This window comes from Rhodococcus sp. ACT016 (assembly GCF_050477185.1).
In the GTDB taxonomy this organism is placed as follows: domain Bacteria; phylum Actinomycetota; class Actinomycetes; order Mycobacteriales; family Mycobacteriaceae; genus Prescottella.
The window spans coordinates 1,943,596-1,967,237 of the sequence record NZ_JBEAET010000001.1 but is presented as its reverse complement, the minus strand read 5'-3'; the positions used below and the strand labels follow the sequence as shown (position 1 = coordinate 1,967,237).

Sequence of the window (23,642 nt, the reverse complement as noted above, 5' to 3'; positions counted from 1 at the left end):
CGCATCCTGCCCGGCTGACGCGGCAAAACCCTTCCTACGCAACGCACATCCCGCTGGACTCACGACGATGTCGTGGGTCCAGTCCGGTGTGCTCGTTGCGGGTCACTTCCGGAGGTATCCGACATGGACACCACGATCATCATCCTTCGCGTCGCCCTCGGCCTGGGTCTCGGCGCCATGGTCGGCATCGAACGGCAATGGCGCGCACGCATGGCCGGGCTGCGCACCAACGCACTCGTCAGCCTGGGGGCGACGCTGTTCGTGATCCTCAGCGCCTACGGGTTCCACGGCCCGGACGCCGATCCCACCCGCGTCGCCGCTCAGATCGTCTCGGGGATCGGTTTCCTCGGAGCTGGCGTCATCATGAAGCAAGGCGCGTCCGTGACGGGGCTGAACACCGCGGCGACGCTATGGGCGACCGCAGCGGTCGGAGCCCTGGCCGGCGGTGGGATGTACTGGGCCGCAGTGATCGGCGCGGTCGCCATCATGGGGGCCAACACCATCCTGCGGCCGGTCGGTCGGCTGATGGACCACCAGCCGGCCAAGGCCGGACGCGAGGAACCACCCGTCGAATACCGATTCGAGGTCACCTGCCACGAGGAGGCCGAGGCGCACGTCCGCAGGCTCACCGTGGAGGCGATCTCACGCCCCGAGTTCCGGTTGCGGTCCGTGCAGTCGCGCGACACCGCCGATCCCGGGCAGGTCCGGGTGGTCGCGGAACTCACCGCACGACGCCGCGACGACGCACTCCTCGAGTCGGCCGTCAGCCGAACGAGCCTCGAGCCGCTGGTCACCAGCGTCCGCTGGACGGTGGCCGGTCGGGTCTCGGAGTCGATGTTCGAGGTCGAGCGGTGAGCGCGCGTCCGCGTCCCGGAGCCACGCGGTCCGGCGAAACCGCCCGCCGCACTTCGGGTCGCCGGCGCATCGCCGAGTGGGCCGAGCGACCGCTGTGGTCGTTGCACCTGGTCCTCGGCCTCACGGCGCTGCTGACGACGTTCGGGCTCGCGATGGTGCTGTCGGCGTCGGCGGTCGAGTCGTACGTCGGCGGCGGGTCTGCGTACACGTTCTTCGTCCAGCAGCTGCTGGGCGTGATTCTCGGACTGTTCGCGTTCTACCTCGCGATGCGCTTGCCGGTAAGGACCATTCGGATGCTCTCGTTCCCGGCGTTCGTAGCCGCGGTGGTGATGCTGATCCTCGTCCTGATCCCCGGGATCGGCACCGAGATCCAGGGGTCGCGGCGATGGTTCGACGTCGCGGGCATCTCGTTCCAGCCGTCCGAACTCGCGAAGGTTGCTCTCGTGCTGTGGGGCGCGCACATGCTCACGCTGCGCGCCGGTCCGGCGCGATCCACGCGCGAACTGCTCGTTCCGGTGGTTCCCGGTGCGCTCGTCATGTGTGTGCTGGTGGTTCTCCAGCCGAACCTGAGCACGGCAATCACACTCGCGATCATTCTGATGTCGCTGCTGTGGTACATCGGGTTCGACCTGCGGATCCTCGGCGCGATCGTCGGGGCCGGCGTCGCGACCGCGGTCGTCCTCACCTTCACGGCCGGCTACCGGGTCAACCGGGTGCGGGTGCTGTTCAATCCCGGCGACGATCCGCAGGGACTCGGCTACCAGTCGCGACAGGCCAAGTACGCGCTGGCGAGCGGCGGCTGGTTCGGCGAGGGACTCGGGCAGTCGACGAGCAAGTGGAGCTACCTGCCCAACTCGTACAACGACTTCATCTTCGCGATCATCGGCGACGAACTGGGGATCCTCGGATCGATGTCGGTCATCGCACTTTTCGCAGCCGTTGTCGTCTTGGGGATCCGCATCGCCCGCCGGTGCGCCGATCCGTTCCTCGGCCTGGTCGCCGCCGTCGCCACGACGTGGATCGGCGCACAGGCGACCATCAACATCGGCTACGTCATCGGGCTGCTTCCCGTGACCGGACTGCAGCTACCGCTGATCTCCTACGGTGGTACCTCGACGGCGCTGATGCTGTTCGTGTTCGGACTCGTCGCGAACGCGGCCAGACACGAGCCCCGAGCGATCGCCGCGATCGAGAAGACCGGCGGCGGACGGATCTCCCGACTGCTCCGGCTGCCGGTGCCGCAACTGTCCGGCGGCGCCGTCGAGCAGTCCCGCGGCCGCAATCCGAACACGCAGTCCGCGAACACAACCCGCAGCCAGAGGTCTTCCCGAAGATCGGGACCGCCGGTGCCCGAGCACCGCGACGTCGAGGTACGGTCGCGCTCCACGCGTACCACTGGGAGGAGACCGTCGTGATCAAGGCCGTCGCACTGCTGGCCCGCAAGCCCGGGCTGTCGCATGCCGAGTTCGTCGACTACTACGAGAACAACCACTCGAAGCTGATCCGCAGCCTGCTGCCGCAGATCGTGGAATACCGACGGAACTACCTCGACCGCGGCAGCGCGATCGGCGCGGACGGCGCCGCGGACCCGGACTTCGACGTCATCAGCGAGTTCGTCTTCGACGACATGGCCGGCTACGAGGGCATGCTCGCCACCCACGCGCAGCCCGAGGTGGCCGCCGCGATCGAGGCCGACGAGAAGAACTTCCTCGACCGCTCGCGCACCCGGATGTACGTGGTCGATCTGCGGGAGAGCTAGGGCAACTCCGGCAGTACCCGTCGCCTTCAGCGTTCCGGGTCACCGATGTCCGCGAGCGCAACGCCGTGTCACTTTCGCAGCGAGCGGGCTTCCCCGTAGCGGAACACGCCCACACGACCCGGAACTCACCGTGTAGGAGAGCCGGCCGCGAGAATGGGGCATGGACCGAAAGCAGCGCAGTGTCGGCGTGGTGTTGTTCGACGGTTTCGAGTTGCTCGACGTGTTCGGGCCGGTCGAGCTGCTGAGTCGTCTCCCCGAGGAGTATCCGATCACCTACGTCGCACCACAGGACGGCCCGGTGCGCAGCGGCCAAGGCGCCGAGATCATCGCTGACGCCTCGTTCACGGACGCTGCCACCCCCGACATCGTGATGGTGCCCGGAGGAATGGGCACTCGACCGCTGGTCGGTGACGCGACGTTCCTCCGGCAGCTGTCCCACTGGGCGACGACCGCTCCCCTGATCACCTCGGTCTGCACCGGGTCGGCGCTCCTCGCAGCGGCGGGCCTCCTCGAGGGGTACCGCGCCACATCCAACAAGGCGGCCTTCGCCTGGGCGTCCGGCCATGGCAGGGACGTCACGTGGGTGCCACGGGCTCGATGGGTCCACGACAGGGACCGGTGGACGTCGTCCGGGGTCGCGGCCGGTATGGACATGACGGCGGCCCTGATCGGGCACCTCTCGGGCACCGAAGTGGGGGCGACCGCCGCCCGGGAGATCGAGCTGGAACTCCACACCGACCCCGACTGGGACCCCTTTGCGGCCCACTACGGCCTGGACTGAACGGCCGACGGCGGGGACGGGTCGTCCGGCTGCGCCTAACCGATCCGGAGCGGATCGATCTGCACCCGGACGGGTCCGGCCGAACGCCGGGCGCTGCGGACTGCCTGCGCCTCGGCCAGGCCCTTCGCCAGTGCCCGGCCGTCCCCGCGCGGCACCCGGACGAGCATGCGTTCCACGTCCTCCGGTTCCGGTTCCTCGCTCGAGAACGGCAACCGCTCCCCCGGCGGCAGCGGCACCGGTCCCAGCACCTCCGCCGAATCCGGAAGTGCCGCAATGTCGAGCAGTTCGCCGATCGACGCCGCGGTGCCGTCGACGGCTGCCATGTGCAGCGCCGGCGGGAATCCGACCTCCGTGCGCTCCGCGAGCTGAGCCCAGGCGTGCCACACCGGATCCCAGCGCACCAGCGCCTGCACGGTGGGGATCCCCGAGTCGGCGACGACCACGACCTGACCGCCGTCGGTGTGCGAGCGCACCAGCGCCGATGCGGTCATCCATCGCCGCAACGTCTCCTCGGCGGCGCGCAGGTCGGCGCGACCGAGCAGCGCCCAGCCGTCGAGCAGCAGCGCCGCGCCGTAGCCGCCGGGCATCACCGGTTCGGCGCCCACCGTCGACACCACGAGCTTGGGGCCGGGCGAGATCTCGGCCTTCACGTCCGACCCGCCCGACGTGTGCACCGCGCATCCCGGAAACGCTCGACCGAGTTCCTCCGCGGTGCGACCTGCCCCGACGACGACAGCCCGCAGCGCCCGCGCCCCGCACGCGTGACACCGGTGGTTCGTGTCGGCGATGCCGCACCATTTGCACGTGGGGGAACCGGCGCCGTCGGGTCCGGCTGCCGCGGGCAACGCGAGCGGGCCGTTGCACCGACGGCACCGCGCCGGCGCCCGGCACTTGGCGCACGCCAGCGAGGGAACGTAGCCGCGACGCGGCACCTGAACGAGCACACCGGCTCCCGCGGCCAGGGCCTGACGGGCGGCGGCGAACGCGATCGCGGGGAGGCGAGCCGCGCGGGCACCGGGATCGCGGGCCAGCGCGTGGTCGCTGTCGGCGAGTGCGGTGATCATCGGCGCACGTGCGCGCACCACGTCGCGCGCGGCAACCAGATCGTGCGCCCACCCCGAATCGACGAGCGCCTGCGCCTCCGCGGTCCGCGCGTGACCGCCGAGCACCACCGCACACCCGGTGCCGTGGGCGCGCAGCAGCGCGACCTCCCGCGCGTGCGGGTACGGCGACCGCGGTTCGGACAGGCTGCTGTCGCCGTCGTCCCACACCACCATCAGGCCCAGATCCGGGGCCGGCGCGAACACCGACGCCCGTGTCCCGACCACCACCCGCGCCGTCCCCCGCAGCGCCGCCAGCCAGCGCCGGTACCGCGCCGACGGCCCCAGCCCCGCCGCGAGACCCACGACATGCTCTGTACCGAGCAGACTTTCGCACGCCCGCACGAGTCTGTCGAGGTCGCGCTGGTCGGGCACCACGAGCACCACGCCACGACCGGAAGCGGCCACGACACCGGCCAGCTCGGCGAGCCGTGCACACCAGTCCTCGCCGGGCAGCGCCTGCCACACCGCCCGCGGGCCCCGTCCGGCGCCCAGCGCCTCGACGAAGTTCGCGCCGTGCGTGTACGCGGACCACGCGGTCGCGTCGACGGTCGGCGCATCGGGCGCCGCAACCGGTTGGCTCTCCTCGGATTCCACCTTCGCGTGCCGCGGCGGGATCGCCAGCCGCAGCACGTCCGCTCGGGTGCCTGCGTACCGGTGGGCCACCGCGTCGACCAGGCGCCGCACCTCGGGGGTGAGGACCGGTTCGGCGGACACCACCTTGTCGAGCCACGCGAGTTTGCCGCCATGGTCGCTGGACTCGATGCGCTCGAGGAGGAATCCGTCCACGAGCCGACCCGAGAACCGGACGCGCACGCGTACGCCCGGGCGAGCCTGATCGTCCAGATCAGCCGGGACCAGGTAGTCGAACTCCCGGTCCAGGTGTGCAACAGGAAGCAGCGGCAGCACTCGCGCCACAGGCGCGTGTGCTGCCGCTGTCTTGTCCGTGCCGGTCAGCGAACCGACCTCTCGGTCGCGGTCAGAGACCGGCGGCCGCGCGCAGCTTCTCGGCGCGGTCGGTGCGCTCCCAGGGCAGGTCCACGTCGGTGCGACCGAAGTGGCCGTACGCGGCGGTCGCTCCGTAGATCGGGCGCAGCAGGTCCAGATCGCGGATGATCGCGCCCGGACGCAGGTCGAAGACCTCGCTGATCGCCTGCTGGATCTTCACCACGTCGACCTTCTCGGTGCCGAAGGTCTCGACGAACAGGCCCACCGGTGCGGCCTTGCCGATCGCGTACGCGACCTGGACCTCGATGCGGTCGGCGAGGCCGGCCGCGACGGCGTTCTTGGCCACCCAGCGCATCGCGTACGCCGCGGAACGGTCCACCTTCGACGGATCCTTGCCGGAGAACGCGCCGCCACCGTGGCGAGCCATGCCGCCGTAGGTGTCGACGATGATCTTGCGGCCGGTCAGGCCGGCGTCACCCATCGGCCCACCGAGAACGAACTTGCCGGTCGGGTTGACCAGCAGACGGACGTTGGAGGTGTCGAGCTCGATGTCGAGCTCCGCCAGGACGAAACCGAGAACCTTCTCCCGCAGATCCGGGGTGAGCAGGTTGTCGAGGTCGATGTCGGCCGCGTGCTGCGTCGAGATGACCACGGTGTCGAGGCGGACCGGACGGTCGCCGTCGTACTCGATGGTGACCTGGGTCTTGCCGTCCGGGCGCAGGTACGGCAGCACGCCCGTCTTGCGGACCTCGGTGAGGCGACGCGAGAGCCGGTGCGCGAGCGCGATCGGCAGCGGCATCAGTTCCGGGGTGTCGGTGCACGCGTAGCCGAACATCAGGCCCTGGTCGCCGGCGCCCTGACGGTCGATGTCGTCGTCGGTCACGCCGTCGACGCGGGCCTCGTGCGAGTGATCGACGCCCTGCGCGATCTCGGGCGACTGCGCGCCGATGGCGATGTTGACGCCGCACGAATTGCCGTCGAAGCCCTTCGCCGACGAGTCGTATCCGATCTCTAGGACCTTGTCGCGGACGATCTTGGGGATGTCGACGTAAGCGGACGTCGTCACCTCACCGGCGACGTGGACCTGTCCGGTCGTCACCAGGGTCTCGACGGCGACACGGCTGCGCGGATCCGCCTCGAGCATCGCATCGAGGATGGCGTCGCTGATGGCGTCACAGATCTTGTCGGGGTGACCTTCGGTCACGGACTCACTGGTGAATAGCCGCTTGCCGGTCGTGCTCACAGATCTCCCTCTCGACGTTCAGTCCGAGGCCCACACAACACCGATTCGAATTCTCGACACTGCGTGGCCCGATACGACACCTGAGCTGATTTTCGTTTCTACCTTGTATTCAATACCGCAGGCGACGCCAGTGCCAGGAGCCTGTCCCCGCGCCACGCCGCAAATACGTTTGTGCTACTTCGGCGACAGTAGTCCGGCAACCGCATCGAGCACCCGGCTGGCCATCAGTGCCTTGGAGCCCAGTTCGATCGCCGACTCGGTTCCGTCGGCCCCGAGCAGCCAACCGTCGTTGTGGTCCACCTCGAACGCCTTGCCGTCACCGACGGCATTCACGACGAGAAGGTCGCAGCCCTTGCGCGCCAACTTCGCGCGCGCATGGTCGAGGACGCTTCCCGACTCGTCACCCGTCTCGGCCGCGAATCCCACGATCGCGGTTTCGGGAGCGAGCGTGCCGTCCCGCCGAGCCTGCACGAGTCCGGCGAGAATGTCATCGTTTTTGATCAGCGGAATCGAGTCGGGTTCGCCCGCACCCTTCTTGATCTTGTTCGTCGCGACGGTGGCCGGGCGGAAGTCCGCGACCGCGGCCGACATGATCACCGCATCGGCGTCGACGGCGTGCTTCATGACCGCCTCGCGCATCTGTTCGGCGGTACGCACGTTCACGACATCGACCGCGGCCGGGTCGGCCAGGTCCGCCGTCGCGCCCGCGACCAGCGTCACTTCGGCGCCACGCTGCGCGGCGAGGCGCGCGATCGCGTACCCCTGCTTGCCGGAACTGCGGTTGCCGAGGTAGCGGACCGGATCGAGGGGCTCGCGGGTACCACCGGCCGAGATCACCAGGCGTCGACCCTCGAGGTCGCGCGGCAGCGCCGACGACCGCTCGAGCAGCAGGGCCGCGAGGGCGTAGATCTCCTCGGGCTCCGGCATCCGGCCCGCACCGGTGTCCTTGCCGGTCAACCGGCCCGACGCCGGCTCGATGACGATGTTGCCGCGCTCGCGCAGCGTCGCGACGTTTGCGACGGTGGCGGGGTGCTCCCACATCTCGGTGTGCATCGCGGGAGCGAACACCACCGGGCATCGCGCCGTGAGGAGCGTGGCGGTCAGCAGGTCGTCCGCCCGCCCGGCCACCGCGCGAGCCATCAGGTCGGCGGTGGCGGGGGCAATGACGACGAGGTCCGCCTCCTGTCCGAGGCGCACGTGCGCCACCTCGGGCACGTCGGCGAAGACACCGGTCTGCACCGGGTTGCCGGACAGTGCCTCGAACGTGGCCCGGCCGACGAACTGCAGCGCCGACTCGGTGGGGATCACCCGAACGCGGTGACCGTTCTCGGTGAAACTGCGGACCAGCGCGCAGCTCTTGTAGGCGGCGATACCGCCGCCGACGCCGACGACGATCCGCTTGGGCGCGCGGGAGCCTTCGGCCCCCCCGGACCCCGCTGTCGCCGGACCGGATCCCCGATCTGACACGGGCGTTTCTCCGCTCACTCGCCTTCGGTGTGCTCGAGCAGGTCGGCGTGGATCTCACGCAGCGCGATCGACAGCGGCTTCTCCTGCAGACCCGGCTCGACGAGCGGGCCGACGTACTCGAGGATGCCGTCGCCGAGCTGGTTGTAGTAGTCGTTGATCTGACGCGCGCGCTTGGCCGAGTAGATCACCAGGGCGTACTTGGACGACGTGCGCTCGAGCAGCTCGTCGATCGGCGGGTTGGTGATGCCGAGCGGGGTGTCGTAGGCAGGCAGGGCGCCACGACCGGCGGTGTCGGACACTACTGCATCGGTGCTGCTCACTCGGTTTCTCCTGAACTGGACTTGAAAAGTGCCAAATTGAATGCCGGAATCAGGGGCGACGGCGCTCAGGGCTGTCGTCCAGCCAACAAGGATACCAACTCATCGCAGGCCTGGCTGACATCCTCGTTGACGATGACGGTGTCGAACTCGTCCTGAGCGGCAAGTTCGACCTTCGCCGTCTGCAGTCGCCGCTCCACGACGTCCGCGGGTTCGGTGCCGCGCCCGGTCAGGCGGGACACCAGCACCTCCCAACTGGGCGGTGCCATGAAGACGAGGACCGCCTCGGGCATCGCCGCCCGAACCGACCGCGCGCCCACCAGGTCGACCTCGAGCAGGACGGGCTTGCCGCTCTCGAGGGCCTGGCGTACCGGCTCGGCCGGCGTGCCGGACCGCTGCAGGCCACCGTGGATCTCCGCCCATTCGAGCAGATCACCGGCGCCGATCATGCGATCGAACTCGTCTCGCGAGATGAAGTGGTAGTCCTGACCGTCCACTTCGCCGGGTCGCGGGTCCCGGGTGGTCACCGAGACACTGAAGACGACCTCGGGCATACGTTCACGCAGCAGACGGACGACGCTGGACTTACCGACGGCCGAGGGGCCGGCCAGAACAACCAGCCGGCCCCTCCGCACTGCGTCACCACTCTCGGCCGGAGCCGTCGCGGTCTCGCTGCCTGACACCTTTTGTGCGTCAGCAATCACTTGTCGCGCTCAGGCCTCGAAATCGAACCGCGCGAGCAGAGCCTTACGCTGCCGATCGCCGAGGCCACGAAGGCGACGGGTCGGGGCGATCTCCAGCTCGGTCATGATCTCCTGCGCCTTGACCTTGCCAACCTTGGGCAGGGCCTCGAGCAGAGCCGACACCTTCATCTTGCCGAGGATCTCGTCCTCTTCGGCATCCTTCAGGACCTGCTTCAGGTCGGTGCCGCCGCGCTTGAGGCGCTCCTTGAGCTCAGCCCGGGCCTTGCGGGCGGCAGCCGCCTTCTCCAAAGCAGCAGCGCGCTGCTCATCGGTCAACTGGGGAAGGGCCACGGTTCCTCCGTCTCGTCGTGTGCAAACTCCAACAACTCCCGGCACAGCCGGGGCGTCTACAACGCCCGGATAACCAGGGGCGATAGCGACCGTACTCACGCTGAGCGCCGATTGCTAACCCACCCCCCGACGTCACCGCCCGATTCGGGTGGGTTATGTGTTCATTCGACGGTGCGTTCGAAGGCGACTCGCAGCAACCTCCCCAACGGCGCCGAAGAACGCCACGATCACCTCACACCCCGATATCTTCGCTGGTAGATAGGCATTTCCAGTCCGCGGGAACCGGACTTGCGCCTCAATTCGACGTGGCGTGGCACACAGTTGATCGAACAGCGGTGGTCGGCGCAGAAAAAATCGCGAAAACTTCCCTGATTCAGTGCGTGTCGTGCGTGGACCTGCCGATCTTCGACGACCCGCTCCGACGACGAAGGCCGGGTCCGGGGAATCCCCGAACCCGGCCTCGCCGGAACCTGTCGCTCGAATCGAACGATCGACTAGTCCTGCAGGAACCTGAACGCCTCCACAGAGCGCGCAACGGCCTCCTGGAGCGCCGACACCGACGGCCCGGCCCGCAACACCTCACGCGAGACGCTGGGCACCACCGAGCGCAGACAATCGCCCGCCAGGCGGCGCACGTCGTCGGCGGTGCCGCCCTGATGGCCTACACCGGGCATCAGGATGGGCCCGTGCAACGCACTCAGGTCGGGGGCGTCGGTCAGCGTCGCACCGACCACCACGCCGACCGAGCCGAGGACGTCGGCGCCGGCGTTGCGGGCGGCGGCCTCGTCGACCATCACCTGGCTGATCTTGCGGCCGTCCGCCCCGGTGGACAGCTGCACCTGCGCGCCCTCCGGATTGGAGGTCGCGGCGAGCACGAACAGTCCGCCGTGGTTGCGCTCCGCGAGCTCGAGCACCGGGTCGAGGGAGCCGAAGCCGAGATACGGCGACACCGTCACCGCGTCCGACGCGAGCGGCGAGCCCTCCCCCAGCCAGGCCCGCGCGTAGGCGCTCATCGTGGAGCCGATGTCGCCACGCTTGGCGTCGGCGACGACGAGCGTGCCGGCCTCCCGGAGCACCGTGATGGTCCGTTCGAGCACCGCGATGCCGCCCGAGCCGTAGGCCTCGAAGAACGCGACCTGCGGCTTGACCAGAGCGACGCGGCCGACGAACGCCTCGACGCAGAGCTCACCGAACCGTTCGAGGCCCTCGACGGTCTCGGGCAGCCCCCACGCCTGTAGCAGCTCGGGGTGCGGGTCCACGCCGACGCACAGCGGACCGTGATGGCCCAGTGCCGCGTGGAGCCGCGCCCCGAAGGTCTCCGCCGTCACTGCTGAGCGTCCCGCAACCGCGAGTGCAGGTCCTGCAGCGACTGGACGCCGATGTCACCGCGGATGGCGGCCTCGATGCCCTGCACGGCCGCGGAAGCACCCTGCACGGTGGTGATGCACGGGATGTTCTTCGAGACCGCGGCGCTGCGGATCTCGTAGCCGTCGACGCGCGGGCCGGAGTTGCCGTACGGCGTGTTGATCACCATGTCGACCTCGCCGTCCTTGATCTGCTCGACGATGGTGCGGGCGCCGTCGGGCAGTGCTTCCCCGGACTGCTTGTGGACCTGCTCGCAGGTGATGCCGTTGCGACGCAGGACGTCGGCGGTGCCCTCGGTGGCCAGGATCCGGAAGCCGAGGTCGGCGAGCCGCTTGACCGGGAAGATCAGCGAGCGCTTGTCCTTGTTGGCGACCGACACGAACACCGAACCGCTGGTCGGCAGCGAGCCGTACGCGGCGGTCTGGCTCTTGGCGAACGCGGTACCGAAGTCCGCGTCGATGCCCATGACCTCGCCGGTGGACTTCATCTCGGGGCTCAGCAGCGTGTCGATGCCGGTGCCGTCGGCGCGACGGAACCGGTTGAACGGCAGCACCGCCTCCTTGACCGCGACCGGCGCGTCGACCGGTGCAGCACCGCCGTCGCCCTCGGCCGGGAGGATGCCGGTGGCCCGCAGCTCGGCGATGGTCTCGCCCATCATCACGCGGGCGCATGCCTTCGCGAGCTGGACCGCGGTGGCCTTGGAGACGAACGGCACGGTCCGCGACGCGCGCGGGTTGGCCTCGAGGACGTACAGGATGTCGTCCTTGAGCGCGTACTGGACGTTGAGCAGGCCCTTGACGCCGATGCCCTTCGCGAGCGCCTCGGTGGAGCGGCGCACGTTCTCCAGATCGGCGCGGCCGAGGGTGATCGGCGGTAGCGCGCACGCCGAGTCACCGGAGTGGATACCGGCCTCCTCGATGTGCTCCATCACGCCGCCCAGGTACACCTCGGTGCCGTCGCACAGCGCGTCGACGTCGATCTCCACCGCGTCCTCCAGGAAGCGGTCGACCAGCACCGGCCGGTCGTCGGAGATCTCGGTGGCCCGGGAGATGTAGTTCTCGAGCGACTTCTCGTCGTACACGATCTCCATGCCGCGGCCACCGAGCACGTACGACGGACGCACCAGCACGGGGTAGCCGATGCCGGACGCGATGTCGCGCGCACCCTCGAAGGTGGTGGCGGTGCCGAACTTCGGCGCCGGCAGGCCGGCCTCGGTGAGCACGCGGCCGAACTCGCCGCGGTCCTCGGCGAGGTCGATGGCCTCGGGGCTCGTGCCCACGATCGGCACACCGGCGGCCTTGAGGCGCTTGGCCAGGCCCAGCGGCGTCTGCCCGCCGAGCTGGACGATGACGCCGGCGACGGTGCCGGACAGGCACTCGGCGCGGTACACCTCGAGCACGTCCTCGAACGTCAGCGGCTCGAAGTACAGGCGGTCGGCGGTGTCGTAGTCGGTCGACACGGTCTCGGGGTTGCAGTTGACCATGACGGTCTCGTAGCCGGCCTCGGACAGCGTCTGCGCGGCGTGGACGCACGAGTAGTCGAACTCGATGCCCTGGCCGATGCGGTTCGGGCCCGAACCGAGGATCAGGACCTTCGGGCGCTCGGCCTGGGGCGCGACCTCGGTCTCGGCCTCGGGATCGAGCTCGTACGTCGAGTAGTGGTACGGCGTCTTGGCCTCGAACTCGGCCGCGCACGTGTCGACGGTCTTGTACACCGGGTGCACGTTCAGCTCGTTACGCAGCGCGCGAACCGCGTCGTCGTCGGCGAACTGCTGCGGGCGCAGCGCCGCGATCTGGCGGTCGGAGAAGCCGTGGTGCTTGGTAAACCGCAGCTCGGTCTCGCCGAAGGTCTCGGCGGAACGCACCTTCTCACCCAGCTCCACGATCTGCTGCATCTGATCGAGGAACCACGGATCGATCGCGGTGGCGTCGAACAGCTGCTCGAGCGTCGCGCCCAGCTCGAAGGCCTGCGCGATCTGGTACATGCGGCCGTCGGTCGGGGTCTTGATCGCCTCGAGCAGCTCCTCGAGCGTGCCCTCGACCTCGGGTCCGGTCCAGTAGCCGGCCCGCTTGGTCTCGAGCGAGCGCAGGACCTTGCCGAATGCCTCGGTGAAGTTGCGGCCGATCGACATGGCCTCGCCGACCGACTTCATCGTGGTGGTCAGCGTGCCGTCGGCGCCGGGGAACTTCTCGAACGCGAAGCGCGGGGCCTTGACGACGACGTAGTCGAGCGTCGGCTCGAAGCAGGCCGGCGTCTCCTTCGTGATGTCATTGACGATCTCGTCGAGCGTGTAGCCGATGGCCAGCTTGGCCGCCATCTTCGCGATCGGGTAGCCGGTGGCCTTCGACGCCAGCGCCGACGAGCGCGACACGCGCGGGTTCATCTCGATGACGACCAGGCGGCCGTCCGTCGGGTCCATCGCGAACTGGATGTTGCAGCCGCCGGTGTCGACGCCGACCTCGCGCAGGATCGCGATCGAGAGATCGCGCATCTCCTGGTACTCGCGGTCGGTGAGCGTCATCGCGGGCGCCACGGTGACCGAGTCGCCGGTGTGGACGCCGACCGGGTCGACGTTCTCGATCGAGCAGACGATCACGACGTTGTCGCGGCCGTCGCGCATCAGCTCGAGCTCGTATTCCTTCCAACCGAGGATGGACTCCTCGATCAGGACGTTCGCGGTGGGCGACGCGGCCAAGCCGCCGCCGGCGATGCGCTCGAGGTCGACCTCGTCGTACGCCATGCCCGAGCCCAGGCCGCCCATCGTGAAGGACGGGCGCACGACCACCGGGTAGCCGAGCTCCGCGACGGTGGCCTTGACCTCCTCCATCGTGTAGCAGACCCGCGAACGCGCGGACTCGCCGCCGCACTTCTCGACGATGTCCTTGAACTTCTGGCGGTCCTCGCCGCGCTGGATCGCGTCGAAGTCGGCGCCGATCAGCTCGACGTCGTACTTCTCCAGAATCCCCTGCTCGTGCAGCGCGACGGCGGTGTTCAGCGCCGTCTGGCCGCCGAGCGTCGCGAGGACGGCATCGATCTTGTTGCCGTTCGCGGCCTCACGCGCGATGACCTTCTCCACGAACTCGGCCGTGATCGGCTCGACGTACGTGGAGTCGGCGAACTCGGGGTCGGTCATGATCGTGGCCGGGTTCGAGTTGACCAGGCTCACGCGCAGGCCCTCCTCGCGGAGGACGCGGCACGCCTGCGTGCCCGAGTAGTCGAACTCGCAGGCCTGTCCGATGACGATCGGGCCGGAGCCGATGACCAGGATGTGCTCGAGATCTGTACGACGTGGCATTACTTCTTGACTCCCTCGAGCATGGTGGCGAAACGGTCGAACAGGTAGGCGGCGTCGTGCGGGCCGGCCGCGGCCTCGGGGTGGTACTGCACTGAGAACGCCGAGCCGTCCATCAGGCGCACACCCTCGACGGCGCCGTCGTTGGCGCAGGTGTGGCTCACCACGGCGCGACCGAACGGGGTGTCGAACTCCTGGCCGGCCTCACCCTCGAGGGCGAAGCCGTGGTTCTGCGCGGTGATCGCGATGCGGCCGGTCTCGTGCTCGACGACCGGGATGTTGATGCCACGGTGACCGAACTTCATCTTGTACGTGTTCAGGCCCAGCGCGCGGCCGAGGATCTGGTTGCCGAAGCAGATGCCGAACAGCGGCAGCCCCTGGCCCAGCACCTCCTTGGTGAGGTGCACGGCGCCGTCCGCGGTGGCCGGGTCGCCCGGGCCGTTGGACAGGAACACGCCGTCGGCCTTGACATCGAGGATGTCGTGCAGCGTCGCGGTGGACGGCAGCACGTGCACCCGCATGCCGCGCTCGGCGAACATCCGCGGCGTGTTGGTCTTGATACCGAGGTCGATGGCCGCGACGGTGAAGCGCGCCTCGCCGCCGGCGGGCTCGACGATGTAGCCGTTCGGGGTGGACACCTCGCCGGCCAGGTCGGCGCCGAGCATCGTCGGCTGGCTCTTGACCCGATCCAGCAGGACATCCACATCAGCGAGCGCGTCGCCCGAGAAGACGCCGGCGCGCATCGAGCCGCGGGTGCGCAGGTGGCGGACCAGCGCGCGGGTGTCGATGCCGGCGATGCCGACGATGCCCTGACGCTCGAGCTCGTCCTGCAGCGAGCCGGTCGCACGCCAGCTGGACGTGCGGCGCGAGGGGTCGCGCACGACGTACCCGGCGACCCAGATCTTCGACTCCGACGACTTGCCGGTCGGACCCACGGACTCGTTGTCCTCGTCGTTCCAGCCGGTGTTGCCGATCTGCGGTGCCGTCGACACCACGATCTGGCGGTGGTAGCTGGGGTCGGTCAGGGTCTCCTGGTAACCGGTCATGCCGGTGCTGAAGACCGCTTCACCGAGCGTCTGCCCCACAGCACCGAAAGTGGTTCCTCGGAAGACTCGACCGTCCTCGAGAACCAGGACCGCCGTATTGGTGTCAAAGCCGCTCATGCGTCTTCTCCGTTCTGCTCGACCTCACCAGAGCCCGCCGCATTCGCTGTGTCTGTCTTGTCCGTGCTGTCTGTCTCACGCACCCACACCGGGTACACCGACTTGTCGTCGCCACGGAATCCCGTATCGATCTCGGTGCCGGTGGGCAGCTCCCACCGGATCACCAGGACTCCGTCCTTTGTCATCACTTTTCCGGCCAGGCCGCGTTCGGTCCGAATCGCCCGGATGGACTCGTCCGGGATCCAGATCGCCGAGGCGCCGTTGCGCTCGAGCAGGACGCCGCGCGACCACCGGCTGAGCTCGCCGGTCGCGCGGTACCCGATGTCGCCGACCGCGATGCGGTCCTGCCAGCTCGGGGCGATCGTGCTGCCCACGTACAGGCCGGTGCTGGGGGCGATCAACTGCTCACCGAGATCCGAGGGAACCTGCGGCAGCTCGCCGATCCGATCCGCCTGGCGCTTGGCCCGGCCCTTCCACCCGCGGTACATCAGGAACACCAGCAGCGCCCACACTGCAAGGCATCCGACGACCCATAGAAGTCGCTCCATCGTCAGCGCTCCTCTCCGAGCGGCCGGACCTTCCCGTCCCGGGAGGTGACGCGGCCGCGCAACACGGTGGCGGTCACCTTCGCCGGCAGGGTCATGGCTTCGTACGGCGTGTTGTTCGCGACACTGGCCAGGTCCGGCCCGTGCACGGTCCACTCCGCGTCGGGGTCGACGAGCACCAGGTTGGCCGGCTCCCCCACCGCGATCGGGCGGCCCTGGTCGTCCAGTCCGACGATCTCGGCGGGACGCTCGCTCATCACGCGCGCCACGCCGCGCCAGTCGAGCAGGCCCGGTCGGACCATCGTCTCGACGACGATCGACAGGGCCGTTTCGAGCCCGAGCATGCCGGGGCGAGCCTGCGAGAACTCGCAGCACTTGTCCTGCTCGGCATGCGGAGCGTGATCGGTGGCCACGCAGTCGATGATCCCCTCGGCCAGCCCCTTACGCAGGGCCGCGACGTCCGACGCCTCGCGCAGCGGCGGGTTGACCTTGTTGACCGCGTCGTACGTCTCGAGGCGCGAGTCGTCGAGCAGCAGGTGATGCGGGGTGACCTCGGCCGTGATGGAGATGCCCTGGGTGCGTGCCCACTTCACGAGCTCGACCGAACCCGCGGTCGACGCGTGGCAGATGTGCACGCGGGCACCGGCGTCGCGGGCGAGCAGCGCGTCGCGAGCGACGATCGACTCCTCGGCGGCGCGCGGCCAGCCGGTCAGACCGAGCCGGGCCGCGGTGGGGCCCTCGTGCGCGACCGACCCGACCGTCAGGCGCGGCTCCTCCGCGTGCTGCGCGATCAGGACACCCAGCGAGGCCGAGTACTCGAGCGCGCGGCGCATGATCAGCGGATCCGCGACGCAGTGACCGTCGTCGGAGAACATCTTGACCCGGCCGACACCGGCAGCCATCGTCGCCATCTCGGCGAGCTGCTTGCCTTCGAGCCCGACCGTGACCGCGCCGACGGGATGGACGTCGACGAGGCCGACCTCCTGGCCGCGCCGCCACACGTGGTCGGTGATCACGGCGGTGTCGGCGACCGGGCTGGTGTTGGCCATCGCGAACACGGCGGTGTAGCCGCCGAGCGCGGCGGCCGCCGAACCGCTGTCGATGGTCTCGGTGTCCTCGCGGCCCGGCTCACGCAGGTGCGTGTGCATGTCGACGAAACCGGGCAGCAGGATCTGCCCCGCGCCGTCGACGACCTCGGTGTCGTCGCCCGCCGTGAGCCCGCTCCCGATCTCGAGGATCTGGCCGTCGCCCAGCAGCAGGTCGGTCGGCTCACCCTCGCCGTACACCAGAACGTCCTTGATCAACACGTTCCTGCTCGCGGACATCTGCGGCGTCACCTTCTCGTTTCTCGTTGTGTTCCGGTCGCTCACGCGACCTCTTCCGTGCCGACCAGTAGGCGGAACAGCACCGCCATCCGGACGTGCACACCGTTCGTAACCTGTTGCAGCACAGCTGCCTTCGGCGAATCCGCGACCGCCGACGCGATCTCCATACCGCGCAGCATCGGACCCGGATGCAGGACCACCGCGTGATCGTCGAGCAGCCCCAGTCGCTTCTCGGACAGGCCGTAGGTGATCGAGTACTCGCGCGGCGACGGGAAGAACCCGCCGTTCATCCGCTCGGCCTGCACCCGCAGCATCAGCACCGCGTCGGCGCCGGGCAGTTCGGCGTCGAGCGAGTGCGACACCCGCACCGGCCACGTCTCGACCCCGGCGGGCAGCAGCGTGCGCGGTGCGACCAGGACCACCTCGGCGCCCAGCATCGACAGCAGCAGCGCATTCGAGCGCGCCACCCGGCTGTGCAGGATGTCGCCGACGATCACGATGCGGCGGCCCTCGATGTCGCCGAGCCGCTGGCGCAGCGTCAGCGCGTCGAGCAGCGCCTGCGTCGGGTGCTCGTGCGTGCCGTCGCCGGCGTTGATGACGGCCGGGCCGCCGTCCTCCGCCGCGCCGGTCCACGCCGCGATCTGGTGCGCCGCACCGGAAGCCGGATGCCGCACGATCAGCGCGTCCGCGCCGGCCGCCCGCAGCGTCATGGCGGTGTCGCGCAGCGACTCGCCCTTCGACACCGACGAACTGGACGCGCTGACGTTGATGACGTCGGCGCTCATCCACTTGCCGGCGACCTCGAACGACACCCGGGTGCGGGTGGAGTTCTCGAAGAAGACCGTCATCACGGTCCGGCCGCGCAGAGTCGGCAGCTTCTTGACCTCACGGCCGAGCAGGGCCTGCTCGAAACGCTCCGCCTCGTCGAGTAGCTCGGTCGCGGAATCCCGGTTCAGGTCCGCGATGGAGAGCAGGTGCTTCACTTCTCGTTCTCCTCTGCGTGCCCGCTCGACAACACGACACCGTCCCTGCCATCGTGCTCGGCGAGGAGCACGGCAACATCCTCGGTGCGTGCGGTGGGCACGTTCTTGCCTACGTAGTCGGCGCGCAGCGGCAACTCGCGATGTCCGCGGTCGACGAGGACCGCCAGCTGGACCGCGCGCGGGCGGCCGAGGTCGCGCAGCGCATCGAGGGCGGCGCGGACCGTGCGACCGGAGAACAGGACGTCGTCGACGAGGACGACGAGTGCGTTGTCGACGCCGCCGTCGGGCACGGACGTCCGCTCGAGCGGACGGTGCGGCTTGGTGCGCAGGTCGTCGCGGTAGAGCGTGATGTCGAGGGAACCGACCGGCGGCCGGACACCCGCGAACTCCTCGATCTTGTCGGCGAGGCGGGTGGCGAGCGTGGTGCCGCGGGTGGGAATACCGATCAGGACGACGCGCGGTGTCGAACCGACGGCGGCGGAGCCGTCCGTTGCTTCGGACGAGTCGAGAGCGGTCTTCTCGATGATTTGATGGGCGATACGGGCGATGGTCCTACCGACGTCGGCCGGGGACAGCAGTTCGCGAGCGTTCGCGGGAAGACCGGATGAGGGCCCTTCGGGCATACGCATTCAGCGACCTCCTTCTCCGCCTCTCTGGACGGATCGTTAAAGGATGTCTGACGCGGCTCAGCCTATCAGCGGCCGGCTTCGCGCCAGACTCCGGGTAGGCCGAGTCCGGAAGGCGACCAGAACGTGCTGCCGCCCACCCCGATTCAGGGGTGGGCGGCAGCAGGATCACTTCAGGACTCGGAATCTTCGGTACCGGCGACTTCGGCTCCGTCGGCGGCGTCGTCCGACTTCGCGCGCTGCGAGGTCGCGGCGGCGGCGGCCCGCACCTGCGGGGCGACCAGGACGACCTGGCCCAGCACACCGTTGACGAACCCGGGCGAGTCGTCGGTGGACAACTCCTTCGCGAGCTCGACAGCCTCGTCCACGGCGACGACCGGCGGTACGTCGGTCGCGTGGAACAGCTCCCACACGGCGATGCGCAGGATCGCGCGATCCACCGCGGGCAGCCGGTCGAGGGTCCAGTCCTGCAGATGGGACTCGATCACCTGGTCGATCCGATCCAGGTTCTCGGCGACACCCGCGACCACCGTGACGGTGTACGGGGCCACCGGTGCGACGGAATCGTCGCGGCCCGCGAGCACCGACCGCTCGTCGGCGAGGTCCACCGGGTCGACGTCGCGCGCCTCGGCCTCGAACAGGAAGTCGACGGCCCGCTTGCGGGCCTTGTGACGTGCTCCGAGTTTCTTATGCGTGCCCGACACTCAGGAATTCACACGCCCGAGGTAGTTGCCGTCACGCGAGTCGACCTTGAGCTTGTCGCCGGTGTTGATGAACAGCGGCACCTGGATCTCGGCACCCGTTTCGAGCGTCGCCGGCTTGGTGCCACCGGTGGAGCGGTCGCCCTGCAGACCCGGGTCGGTGTGCTTGACCTCGAGCTCGACGGTGACGGGGAGCTCGACGAACAGCGGCGCGCCCTCGTGGGTGGCGACCTGGACCTGCATGTTCTCGAGCAGGAAGCGCGCGCCGTCACCGACGGTGTCCTCACCGATCGGAATCTGGTCGTAGGTGTCGCCGTCCATGAAGATGTAGTCGCTACCGTCGTGGTAGAGGTAGGTCATGTCGCGGCGGTCGACCGTCGCGGTCTCGACCTTGACACCGGCGTTGAAGGTCTTGTCGACGGTCTTACCGGACAGGACGTTCTTCATCTTCGTGCGAACGAACGCGGGGCCCTTGCCCGGCTTGACGTGCTGGAACTCGATGATCTGCCAGAGCTGGCCCTCGATCTTCAGTACGAGCCCGTTCTTGAAATCACTGGTATCTGCCACTTGGTTTCGCGTCTCCTTCAGACGATCGTGAGGTCCTTGCTGGTGAGAGTGAGGAGTTCGGGCTCCTGCTCGCGAACGACGAGCGTGTCCTCGATCCTGACGCCACCGCGTCCGGAGAAGTACACACCCGGCTCGACGGTCACCACCGCACCGGCTAGCAGTGTACCGGTGCCGAGCTTGCCGATCCCGGGCGCTTCGTGGATCTCGAGCCCGACGCCGTGGCCGAGTCCGTGCAGGAACAGCTCTCCGTATCCGGCGTCGTCGATCACCGACCGCGCCGCCGCGTCGACGGAACCGACCACGACCCCCGGTGCGAGTGCGGCACGGCCCGCGGCCTGCGCCTGCGCAACCAGGTCGTAGAGGTCACGCTGCCAGGACTCAGCCTTCTCCAGAACGTAGGTGCGCGTCATGTCCGAGTGGTATCCGCCGATCTGTGCGCCGAAATCCAGCTTGACGAAGTCACCGGACTGCAGCACCGCGTCGGTCGGCCGGTGGTGCGGCACCGCGGAGTTGGGACCGGCCGCCACGATCGTCTCGAACGAGATGCCGTCGGCGCCGTGTTCGAACATCAGCCATTCCAGCTCGCGCCCCACCTCGCGTTCGGTTCGGCCCGGGCGGAGTCCGCCGCGATCGATCAGCGTGGCGAGCGCGGCATCCGCCGCGGCGCACGCGCGGCGCAGCAGCGCGATCTCGCCCTCGTCCTTGACAGTTCGCAACTGCTCGACGAGTCCGGGCGCGCGCACCAAGTCGATGCCCGGAGCAGCGTCCGACCACGCAGCGTGCTGGTCGAACGTCACCACGTGGCTCTCGAATCCCAACTTCTCGGCCCCCCACGCAACCGCGAGTTCGAGCAGCCGCGGCGCGCTCGCGCGGGCGATCTCGGCGTGCAGGTCGGGCACCTGCTCGGCGACCTGGACCAGGTAGCGGCCGTCGGTACAGATCACGGTGCGGTCCTCGGCACCCGGATCGTCCGTCGCGGACACCAGCAGCGCCGCGTTCGATCCGGTGAATCCCGTCAGGTAGCGGATGTTCAGCAGATCGGTCACCAGCAGCGCGTCGAGGCCGCGCTCACGCAGATGCCCGCGAAGATTCGCACGTCGGGCGGCAGTCGGGGCGGTCACCGATTCGATCGACATACCTCGAAACTACCGTTCTCCGCCGCCCCGTACGCGGCCCGCGGCACGTGTCGCTCCGCCTCGCTGCAAAACGTGTCCGACACCTCTTCGAGCCGTTTGTGTGGGTTAGGACACAAGCTCCGAATCCTGCTGGTTACGCTGTGTCACATGAATGGGTGGGTCGTCCGTGGTCTCGGTCTCGCATTGGTACATGTCGTAGTGCGCACCTTCCTGGGGGCTGCGGTGACGCAGTGGCCGCAGCAAGGCAGCATCATGCGCTGGTTCTCGCTGATCGTCGTGATCCTCGCGGCGTTCCTGTGGGGGGCGCTCGACGGAATCCGTGACCGGCGCGCACATCCGGACCCCGACGACGGAGCCGACCTGACGATGATGTGGCTCAAGGCGGCATTCGTCGCGGGCATCCTCGCCGGCGCCGCGTCGTGGCTGGTCGGCGTCATCTTCGACATTGCCGTCACCAACAGCGGACTGTTCTTCGAGGTGACGTCGGGTGCGGCGTTCACGGTGCTGCTCGTCTTCGTGCCGGCGATGATCGCCGTGGCCCTCGGGCGCTACCTCGCAGGTCGTGGCTCCGTCGGCGCCGAGACCGGCCATGCCGGGTACCCGAGCGAAGCCGAGCTCGAGGTCGAGGACCAGGCCGCCGAGGCCTACGCGGGCACCGAATGGTCGTACGAGCACGGCTCCGGGAGTGACAGCTACGACGGCGTCTCCCCGGACGCCGACAACACCGACACTGAGGTCTTCGCGCCGGTCGATCCGGACGGCAAGGGTGGCGGCGCACACCGAGCCGAACACTAGGGACAGACACGAAAGAGGGGCCGAGGCGGTGAATCCGCCTCGGCCCCTTCGTTGTTCGCACCGCAGTCGATGCGGTCGATATCGCTCCGCGAGCGGTGCGATCAGCCTCGTTCCGCCAGGAAGCGCAACGCCAGCGCATACCCGGCGACACCGAGCCCCACGATGGAGCCCGTCGCCACCGCACTCAGGTACGAGTGGTGCCGGAACTCCTCCCGCGCATGGACGTTGGAGATGTGCAACTCCACCAGGCCGGCAGTGAGCTCCGCGCACGCGTCACGCAGGATGACGGACGTGTGGGTCAGCCCCCCGGCGTTGAGGATCACGGGCTCGCGCGCGTCGGCGGCGTCGTGGATCCAGCCGAGGATCTCGGCCTCGCTGTCGGACTGCCGGACCACGACCTCGATCCCGAGTTCGGCAGCGGTCCGCTCGCACAGCGCGACGAGGTCGTCGTGCGTCGTCGAGCCGTACACCTCGGGCTGACGCTTACCCAGCCGCCCCAGGTTGGGGCCGTTGACGACCTGGACCCTCACAGCAGCACCGTCCCGCCGCTCGGGCTCGCATCGCGCGCGATCGCACCGTAGGCGGCGACGAGCAGCGACGGGTCCGGGCCCTCGAGGCGGCCCGGCTTGGCGAGACCGTCGAGCACCACGAAGCGGAGCATGCCGGCACGGTTCTTCTTGTCGGTCTGCATGCCCTCGAGCAGCTGCGCGAACGCGTCACCGTCGTAGGTGGTGGGCAGGCCGACGAGTTCGAGGATCGACCGGTGGCGGTCGGCGGTGGCGTCGTCGAGGCGTCCGGCGAGCCGGCCCAGTTCGGCGGCGAAGACCAGACCGACGGACACTGCGGCGCCGTGACGCCAGCGGTAACGCTCGCGGCGCTCGATCGCGTGACCGAGGGTGTGGCCGTAGTTGAGGATCTCGCGGAGGCTCGACTCGCGCAGGTCCGCGGCGACGACCTTGGCCTTGACCTCGACCGAGCGGCGGATCAGCTCGGGCAGCACTGTCCCGGTCGGGTCGAGCGCGGCCTCGGGGTCGGCCTCGATGAGGTCCAGGATCACCGGGTCGGCGATGAAACCGGTCTTGATGACCTCCGCCATGCCCGCGATGATCTCGTTGCGCGGCACCGTCTCGAGCGTCGCGAGATCGATGAGCACCGCCGACGGCTCGTGGAACGCACCGACCAGGTTCTTGCCGGCCTCGGTGTTGATCCCGGTCTTGCCGCCGACCGCGGCATCGACCATCGCCAGCAGCGTCGTGGGGACATGCACGATCCGCACGCCGCGCATCCAGGTGGCCGCGACGAATCCGGCCAGGTCGGTCGCGGCGCCGCCGCCGAGGCTGACGATCGCGTCGCTGCGGGTCAGCCCGATGCGGCCGAGCACCTCCCAGCAGAAGCCCGCGACCGCGAGGTCCTTGCCTTCTTCGGCGTCCGGGATCTCGATGCGGTGTGCATCGATTCCCTTCTCCGCCAGAGCCGCCCGCACCGCTTCCGCGGTCTCGGCGAGCGGCGGCTGGTGGAAGATCGCCACCGTGCGGGTGCCCTCGAGCTCCTCGACGAGCTCACCGAGCAGACCCCGCCCGATGATCACCGGGTAGGGATCGGCCGTTGCCACCTCGACGCGTACCGGTTCGGTCACTTCT

Annotated in this window: 23 protein-coding genes; 5 read left to right on the top strand and 18 right to left on the bottom strand. The window is 69.1% G+C overall.

What is annotated here, in order from left to right; genetic code table 11:
• The first annotated feature begins 123 nt into the window (after positions 1–123).
• The 4 genes from ACQ5DX_RS09175 (at position 124) to ACQ5DX_RS09160 (ending at position 3,395) form a co-directional block, all read left to right on the top strand.
• Entirely contained in the window at positions 124–855 is a 732-nt protein-coding gene (locus ACQ5DX_RS09175) for an MgtC/SapB family protein (protein WP_430332326.1), read from the top strand.
• The gene (ftsW, locus tag ACQ5DX_RS09170) at positions 852–2,270 is read left to right on the top strand and encodes a putative lipid II flippase FtsW (protein ID WP_430332325.1); all 1,419 of its coding nucleotides are present in this window, start codon (positions 852–854) and stop codon (positions 2,268–2,270) included. Before ACQ5DX_RS09175 ends, ftsW begins: the two co-directional genes overlap by 4 nt.
• On the top strand, positions 2,267–2,614 hold the full coding sequence (locus ACQ5DX_RS09165) for an EthD domain-containing protein (protein ID WP_430332324.1): 348 nt from the start codon (positions 2,267–2,269) through the stop codon (positions 2,612–2,614). Before ftsW ends, ACQ5DX_RS09165 begins: the two co-directional genes overlap by 4 nt.
• A 160-nt stretch (positions 2,615–2,774) precedes the next feature.
• Positions 2,775–3,395: a DJ-1/PfpI family protein gene (locus ACQ5DX_RS09160; RefSeq protein WP_430332323.1), complete on the top strand. Its 621-nt coding sequence runs from the start codon at positions 2,775–2,777 to the stop codon at positions 3,393–3,395.
• Positions 3,396–3,430: 35 nt separating this feature from the next.
• Here the strand turns inward: ACQ5DX_RS09160 and ACQ5DX_RS09155 are convergent, their stop codons facing one another.
• The 16 genes from ACQ5DX_RS09155 to ACQ5DX_RS09080 form a co-directional block, all read right to left on the bottom strand.
• The gene (locus ACQ5DX_RS09155) at positions 3,431–5,452 is read right to left on the bottom strand and encodes a primosomal protein N' (RefSeq protein WP_430335599.1); all 2,022 of its coding nucleotides are present in this window, start codon (positions 5,450–5,452) and stop codon (positions 3,431–3,433) included.
• 22 nt (positions 5,453–5,474) lie between these two features.
• The gene (gene metK / locus ACQ5DX_RS09150) at positions 5,475–6,686 is read right to left on the bottom strand and encodes a methionine adenosyltransferase (protein ID WP_430332322.1); all 1,212 of its coding nucleotides are present in this window, start codon (positions 6,684–6,686) and stop codon (positions 5,475–5,477) included.
• A 174-nt stretch (positions 6,687–6,860) separates the two neighbouring features.
• Positions 6,861–8,153, bottom strand: coding sequence for a bifunctional phosphopantothenoylcysteine decarboxylase/phosphopantothenate--cysteine ligase CoaBC (coaBC, locus tag ACQ5DX_RS09145; protein ID WP_430332321.1), 1,293 nt, complete (start codon positions 8,151–8,153; stop codon positions 6,861–6,863).
• 14 nt (positions 8,154–8,167) lie between these two features.
• Positions 8,168–8,452, bottom strand: coding sequence for a DNA-directed RNA polymerase subunit omega (gene rpoZ / locus ACQ5DX_RS09140; protein WP_207390550.1), 285 nt, complete (start codon positions 8,450–8,452; stop codon positions 8,168–8,170).
• Between the two features lie 86 nt (positions 8,453–8,538).
• Entirely contained in the window at positions 8,539–9,105 is a 567-nt protein-coding gene (gmk, locus tag ACQ5DX_RS09135) for a guanylate kinase (RefSeq protein ID WP_430335598.1), read from the bottom strand.
• A 78-nt stretch (positions 9,106–9,183) separates the two neighbouring features.
• Positions 9,184–9,504, bottom strand: a complete 321-nt coding sequence (gene mihF, locus ACQ5DX_RS09130; RefSeq protein WP_007535578.1) for an integration host factor, actinobacterial type — start codon at positions 9,502–9,504, stop codon at positions 9,184–9,186.
• Positions 9,505–9,998: 494 nt separating this feature from the next.
• A complete protein-coding gene (gene pyrF / locus ACQ5DX_RS09125; protein ID WP_430332320.1) occupies positions 9,999–10,832 on the bottom strand; it encodes an orotidine-5'-phosphate decarboxylase in 834 nt (277 codons plus the stop codon).
• On the bottom strand, positions 10,829–14,164 hold the full coding sequence (gene carB, locus ACQ5DX_RS09120) for a carbamoyl-phosphate synthase large subunit (RefSeq protein WP_430332319.1): 3,336 nt from the start codon (positions 14,162–14,164) through the stop codon (positions 10,829–10,831). Before carB ends, pyrF begins: the two co-directional genes overlap by 4 nt.
• Positions 14,164–15,324: a glutamine-hydrolyzing carbamoyl-phosphate synthase small subunit gene (gene carA / locus ACQ5DX_RS09115; protein ID WP_430332318.1), complete on the bottom strand. Its 1,161-nt coding sequence runs from the start codon at positions 15,322–15,324 to the stop codon at positions 14,164–14,166. The genes carB and carA overlap by 1 nt, the downstream gene beginning before the upstream one ends.
• On the bottom strand, positions 15,321–15,872 hold the full coding sequence (locus ACQ5DX_RS09110; RefSeq protein WP_430332317.1) for a transporter: 552 nt from the start codon (positions 15,870–15,872) through the stop codon (positions 15,321–15,323). Before ACQ5DX_RS09110 ends, carA begins: the two co-directional genes overlap by 4 nt.
• Before the next feature lie 2 nt (positions 15,873–15,874).
• Positions 15,875–17,194, bottom strand: a complete 1,320-nt coding sequence (locus ACQ5DX_RS09105; RefSeq protein WP_430332316.1) for a dihydroorotase — start codon at positions 17,192–17,194, stop codon at positions 15,875–15,877.
• Positions 17,195–17,235: 41 nt separating this feature from the next.
• Positions 17,236–18,177 (bottom strand): aspartate carbamoyltransferase catalytic subunit, encoded by a 942-nt coding sequence (locus ACQ5DX_RS09100; protein ID WP_430332315.1) that lies wholly within the window; start codon positions 18,175–18,177, stop codon positions 17,236–17,238.
• Complete coding sequence (gene pyrR, locus ACQ5DX_RS09095) at positions 18,174–18,806, bottom strand: bifunctional pyr operon transcriptional regulator/uracil phosphoribosyltransferase PyrR (RefSeq protein ID WP_430332314.1); 633 nt, start codon at positions 18,804–18,806, stop codon at positions 18,174–18,176. The genes ACQ5DX_RS09100 and pyrR overlap by 4 nt, the downstream gene beginning before the upstream one ends.
• Before the next feature lie 170 nt (positions 18,807–18,976).
• The gene (nusB, locus tag ACQ5DX_RS09090) at positions 18,977–19,507 is read right to left on the bottom strand and encodes a transcription antitermination factor NusB (protein WP_430332313.1); all 531 of its coding nucleotides are present in this window, start codon (positions 19,505–19,507) and stop codon (positions 18,977–18,979) included.
• Complete coding sequence (efp, locus tag ACQ5DX_RS09085) at positions 19,508–20,071, bottom strand: elongation factor P (protein ID WP_430332312.1); 564 nt, start codon at positions 20,069–20,071, stop codon at positions 19,508–19,510.
• A gap of 17 nt (positions 20,072–20,088) precedes the next feature.
• Positions 20,089–21,207 (bottom strand): M24 family metallopeptidase, encoded by a 1,119-nt coding sequence (locus ACQ5DX_RS09080; RefSeq protein ID WP_430332311.1) that lies wholly within the window; start codon positions 21,205–21,207, stop codon positions 20,089–20,091.
• 147 nt (positions 21,208–21,354) lie between these two features.
• On the opposite strand from ACQ5DX_RS09080, the gene ACQ5DX_RS09075 reads away from it, so the two are divergent.
• On the top strand, positions 21,355–22,002 hold the full coding sequence (locus ACQ5DX_RS09075; protein ID WP_430332310.1) for a B-4DMT family transporter: 648 nt from the start codon (positions 21,355–21,357) through the stop codon (positions 22,000–22,002).
• Between the two features lie 101 nt (positions 22,003–22,103).
• Here the strand turns inward: ACQ5DX_RS09075 and aroQ are convergent, their stop codons facing one another.
• Positions 22,104–22,532, bottom strand: coding sequence for a type II 3-dehydroquinate dehydratase (aroQ, locus tag ACQ5DX_RS09070; RefSeq protein ID WP_430332309.1), 429 nt, complete (start codon positions 22,530–22,532; stop codon positions 22,104–22,106).
• A complete protein-coding gene (aroB, locus tag ACQ5DX_RS09065) occupies positions 22,529–23,638 on the bottom strand; it encodes a 3-dehydroquinate synthase (RefSeq protein WP_430332308.1) in 1,110 nt (369 codons plus the stop codon). The genes aroQ and aroB overlap by 4 nt, the downstream gene beginning before the upstream one ends.
• Between the last annotated feature and the right edge of the window lie 4 nt (positions 23,639–23,642).

What these genes read in the sequence shown, in the direction of transcription:
- ACQ5DX_RS09175 (WP_430332326.1), top strand. Translation starts at nt 124, where the DNA reads ATGGACACCACGATCATCATCCTTCGCGTCGCCCTCGGCCTGGGTCTC.
- ACQ5DX_RS09160 (WP_430332323.1), top strand. Translation starts at nt 2,775, where the DNA reads ATGGACCGAAAGCAGCGCAGTGTCGGCGTGGTGTTGTTCGACGGTTTC.
- carB (WP_430332319.1), bottom strand. Translation starts at nt 14,164, where the DNA reads ATGCCACGTCGTACAGATCTCGAGCACATCCTGGTCATCGGCTCCGGC.
- carA (WP_430332318.1), bottom strand. Translation starts at nt 15,324, where the DNA reads ATGAGCGGCTTTGACACCAATACGGCGGTCCTGGTTCTCGAGGACGGT.
- ACQ5DX_RS09110 (WP_430332317.1), bottom strand. Translation starts at nt 15,872, where the DNA reads ATGGAGCGACTTCTATGGGTCGTCGGATGCCTTGCAGTGTGGGCGCTG.
- ACQ5DX_RS09105 (WP_430332316.1), bottom strand. Translation starts at nt 17,194, where the DNA reads ATGTCCGCGAGCAGGAACGTGTTGATCAAGGACGTTCTGGTGTACGGC.
- pyrR (WP_430332314.1), bottom strand. Translation starts at nt 18,806, where the DNA reads ATGCGTATGCCCGAAGGGCCCTCATCCGGTCTTCCCGCGAACGCTCGC.
- ACQ5DX_RS09080 (WP_430332311.1), bottom strand. Translation starts at nt 21,207, where the DNA reads ATGTCGATCGAATCGGTGACCGCCCCGACTGCCGCCCGACGTGCGAAT.
- ACQ5DX_RS09075 (WP_430332310.1), top strand. Translation starts at nt 21,355, where the DNA reads ATGAATGGGTGGGTCGTCCGTGGTCTCGGTCTCGCATTGGTACATGTC.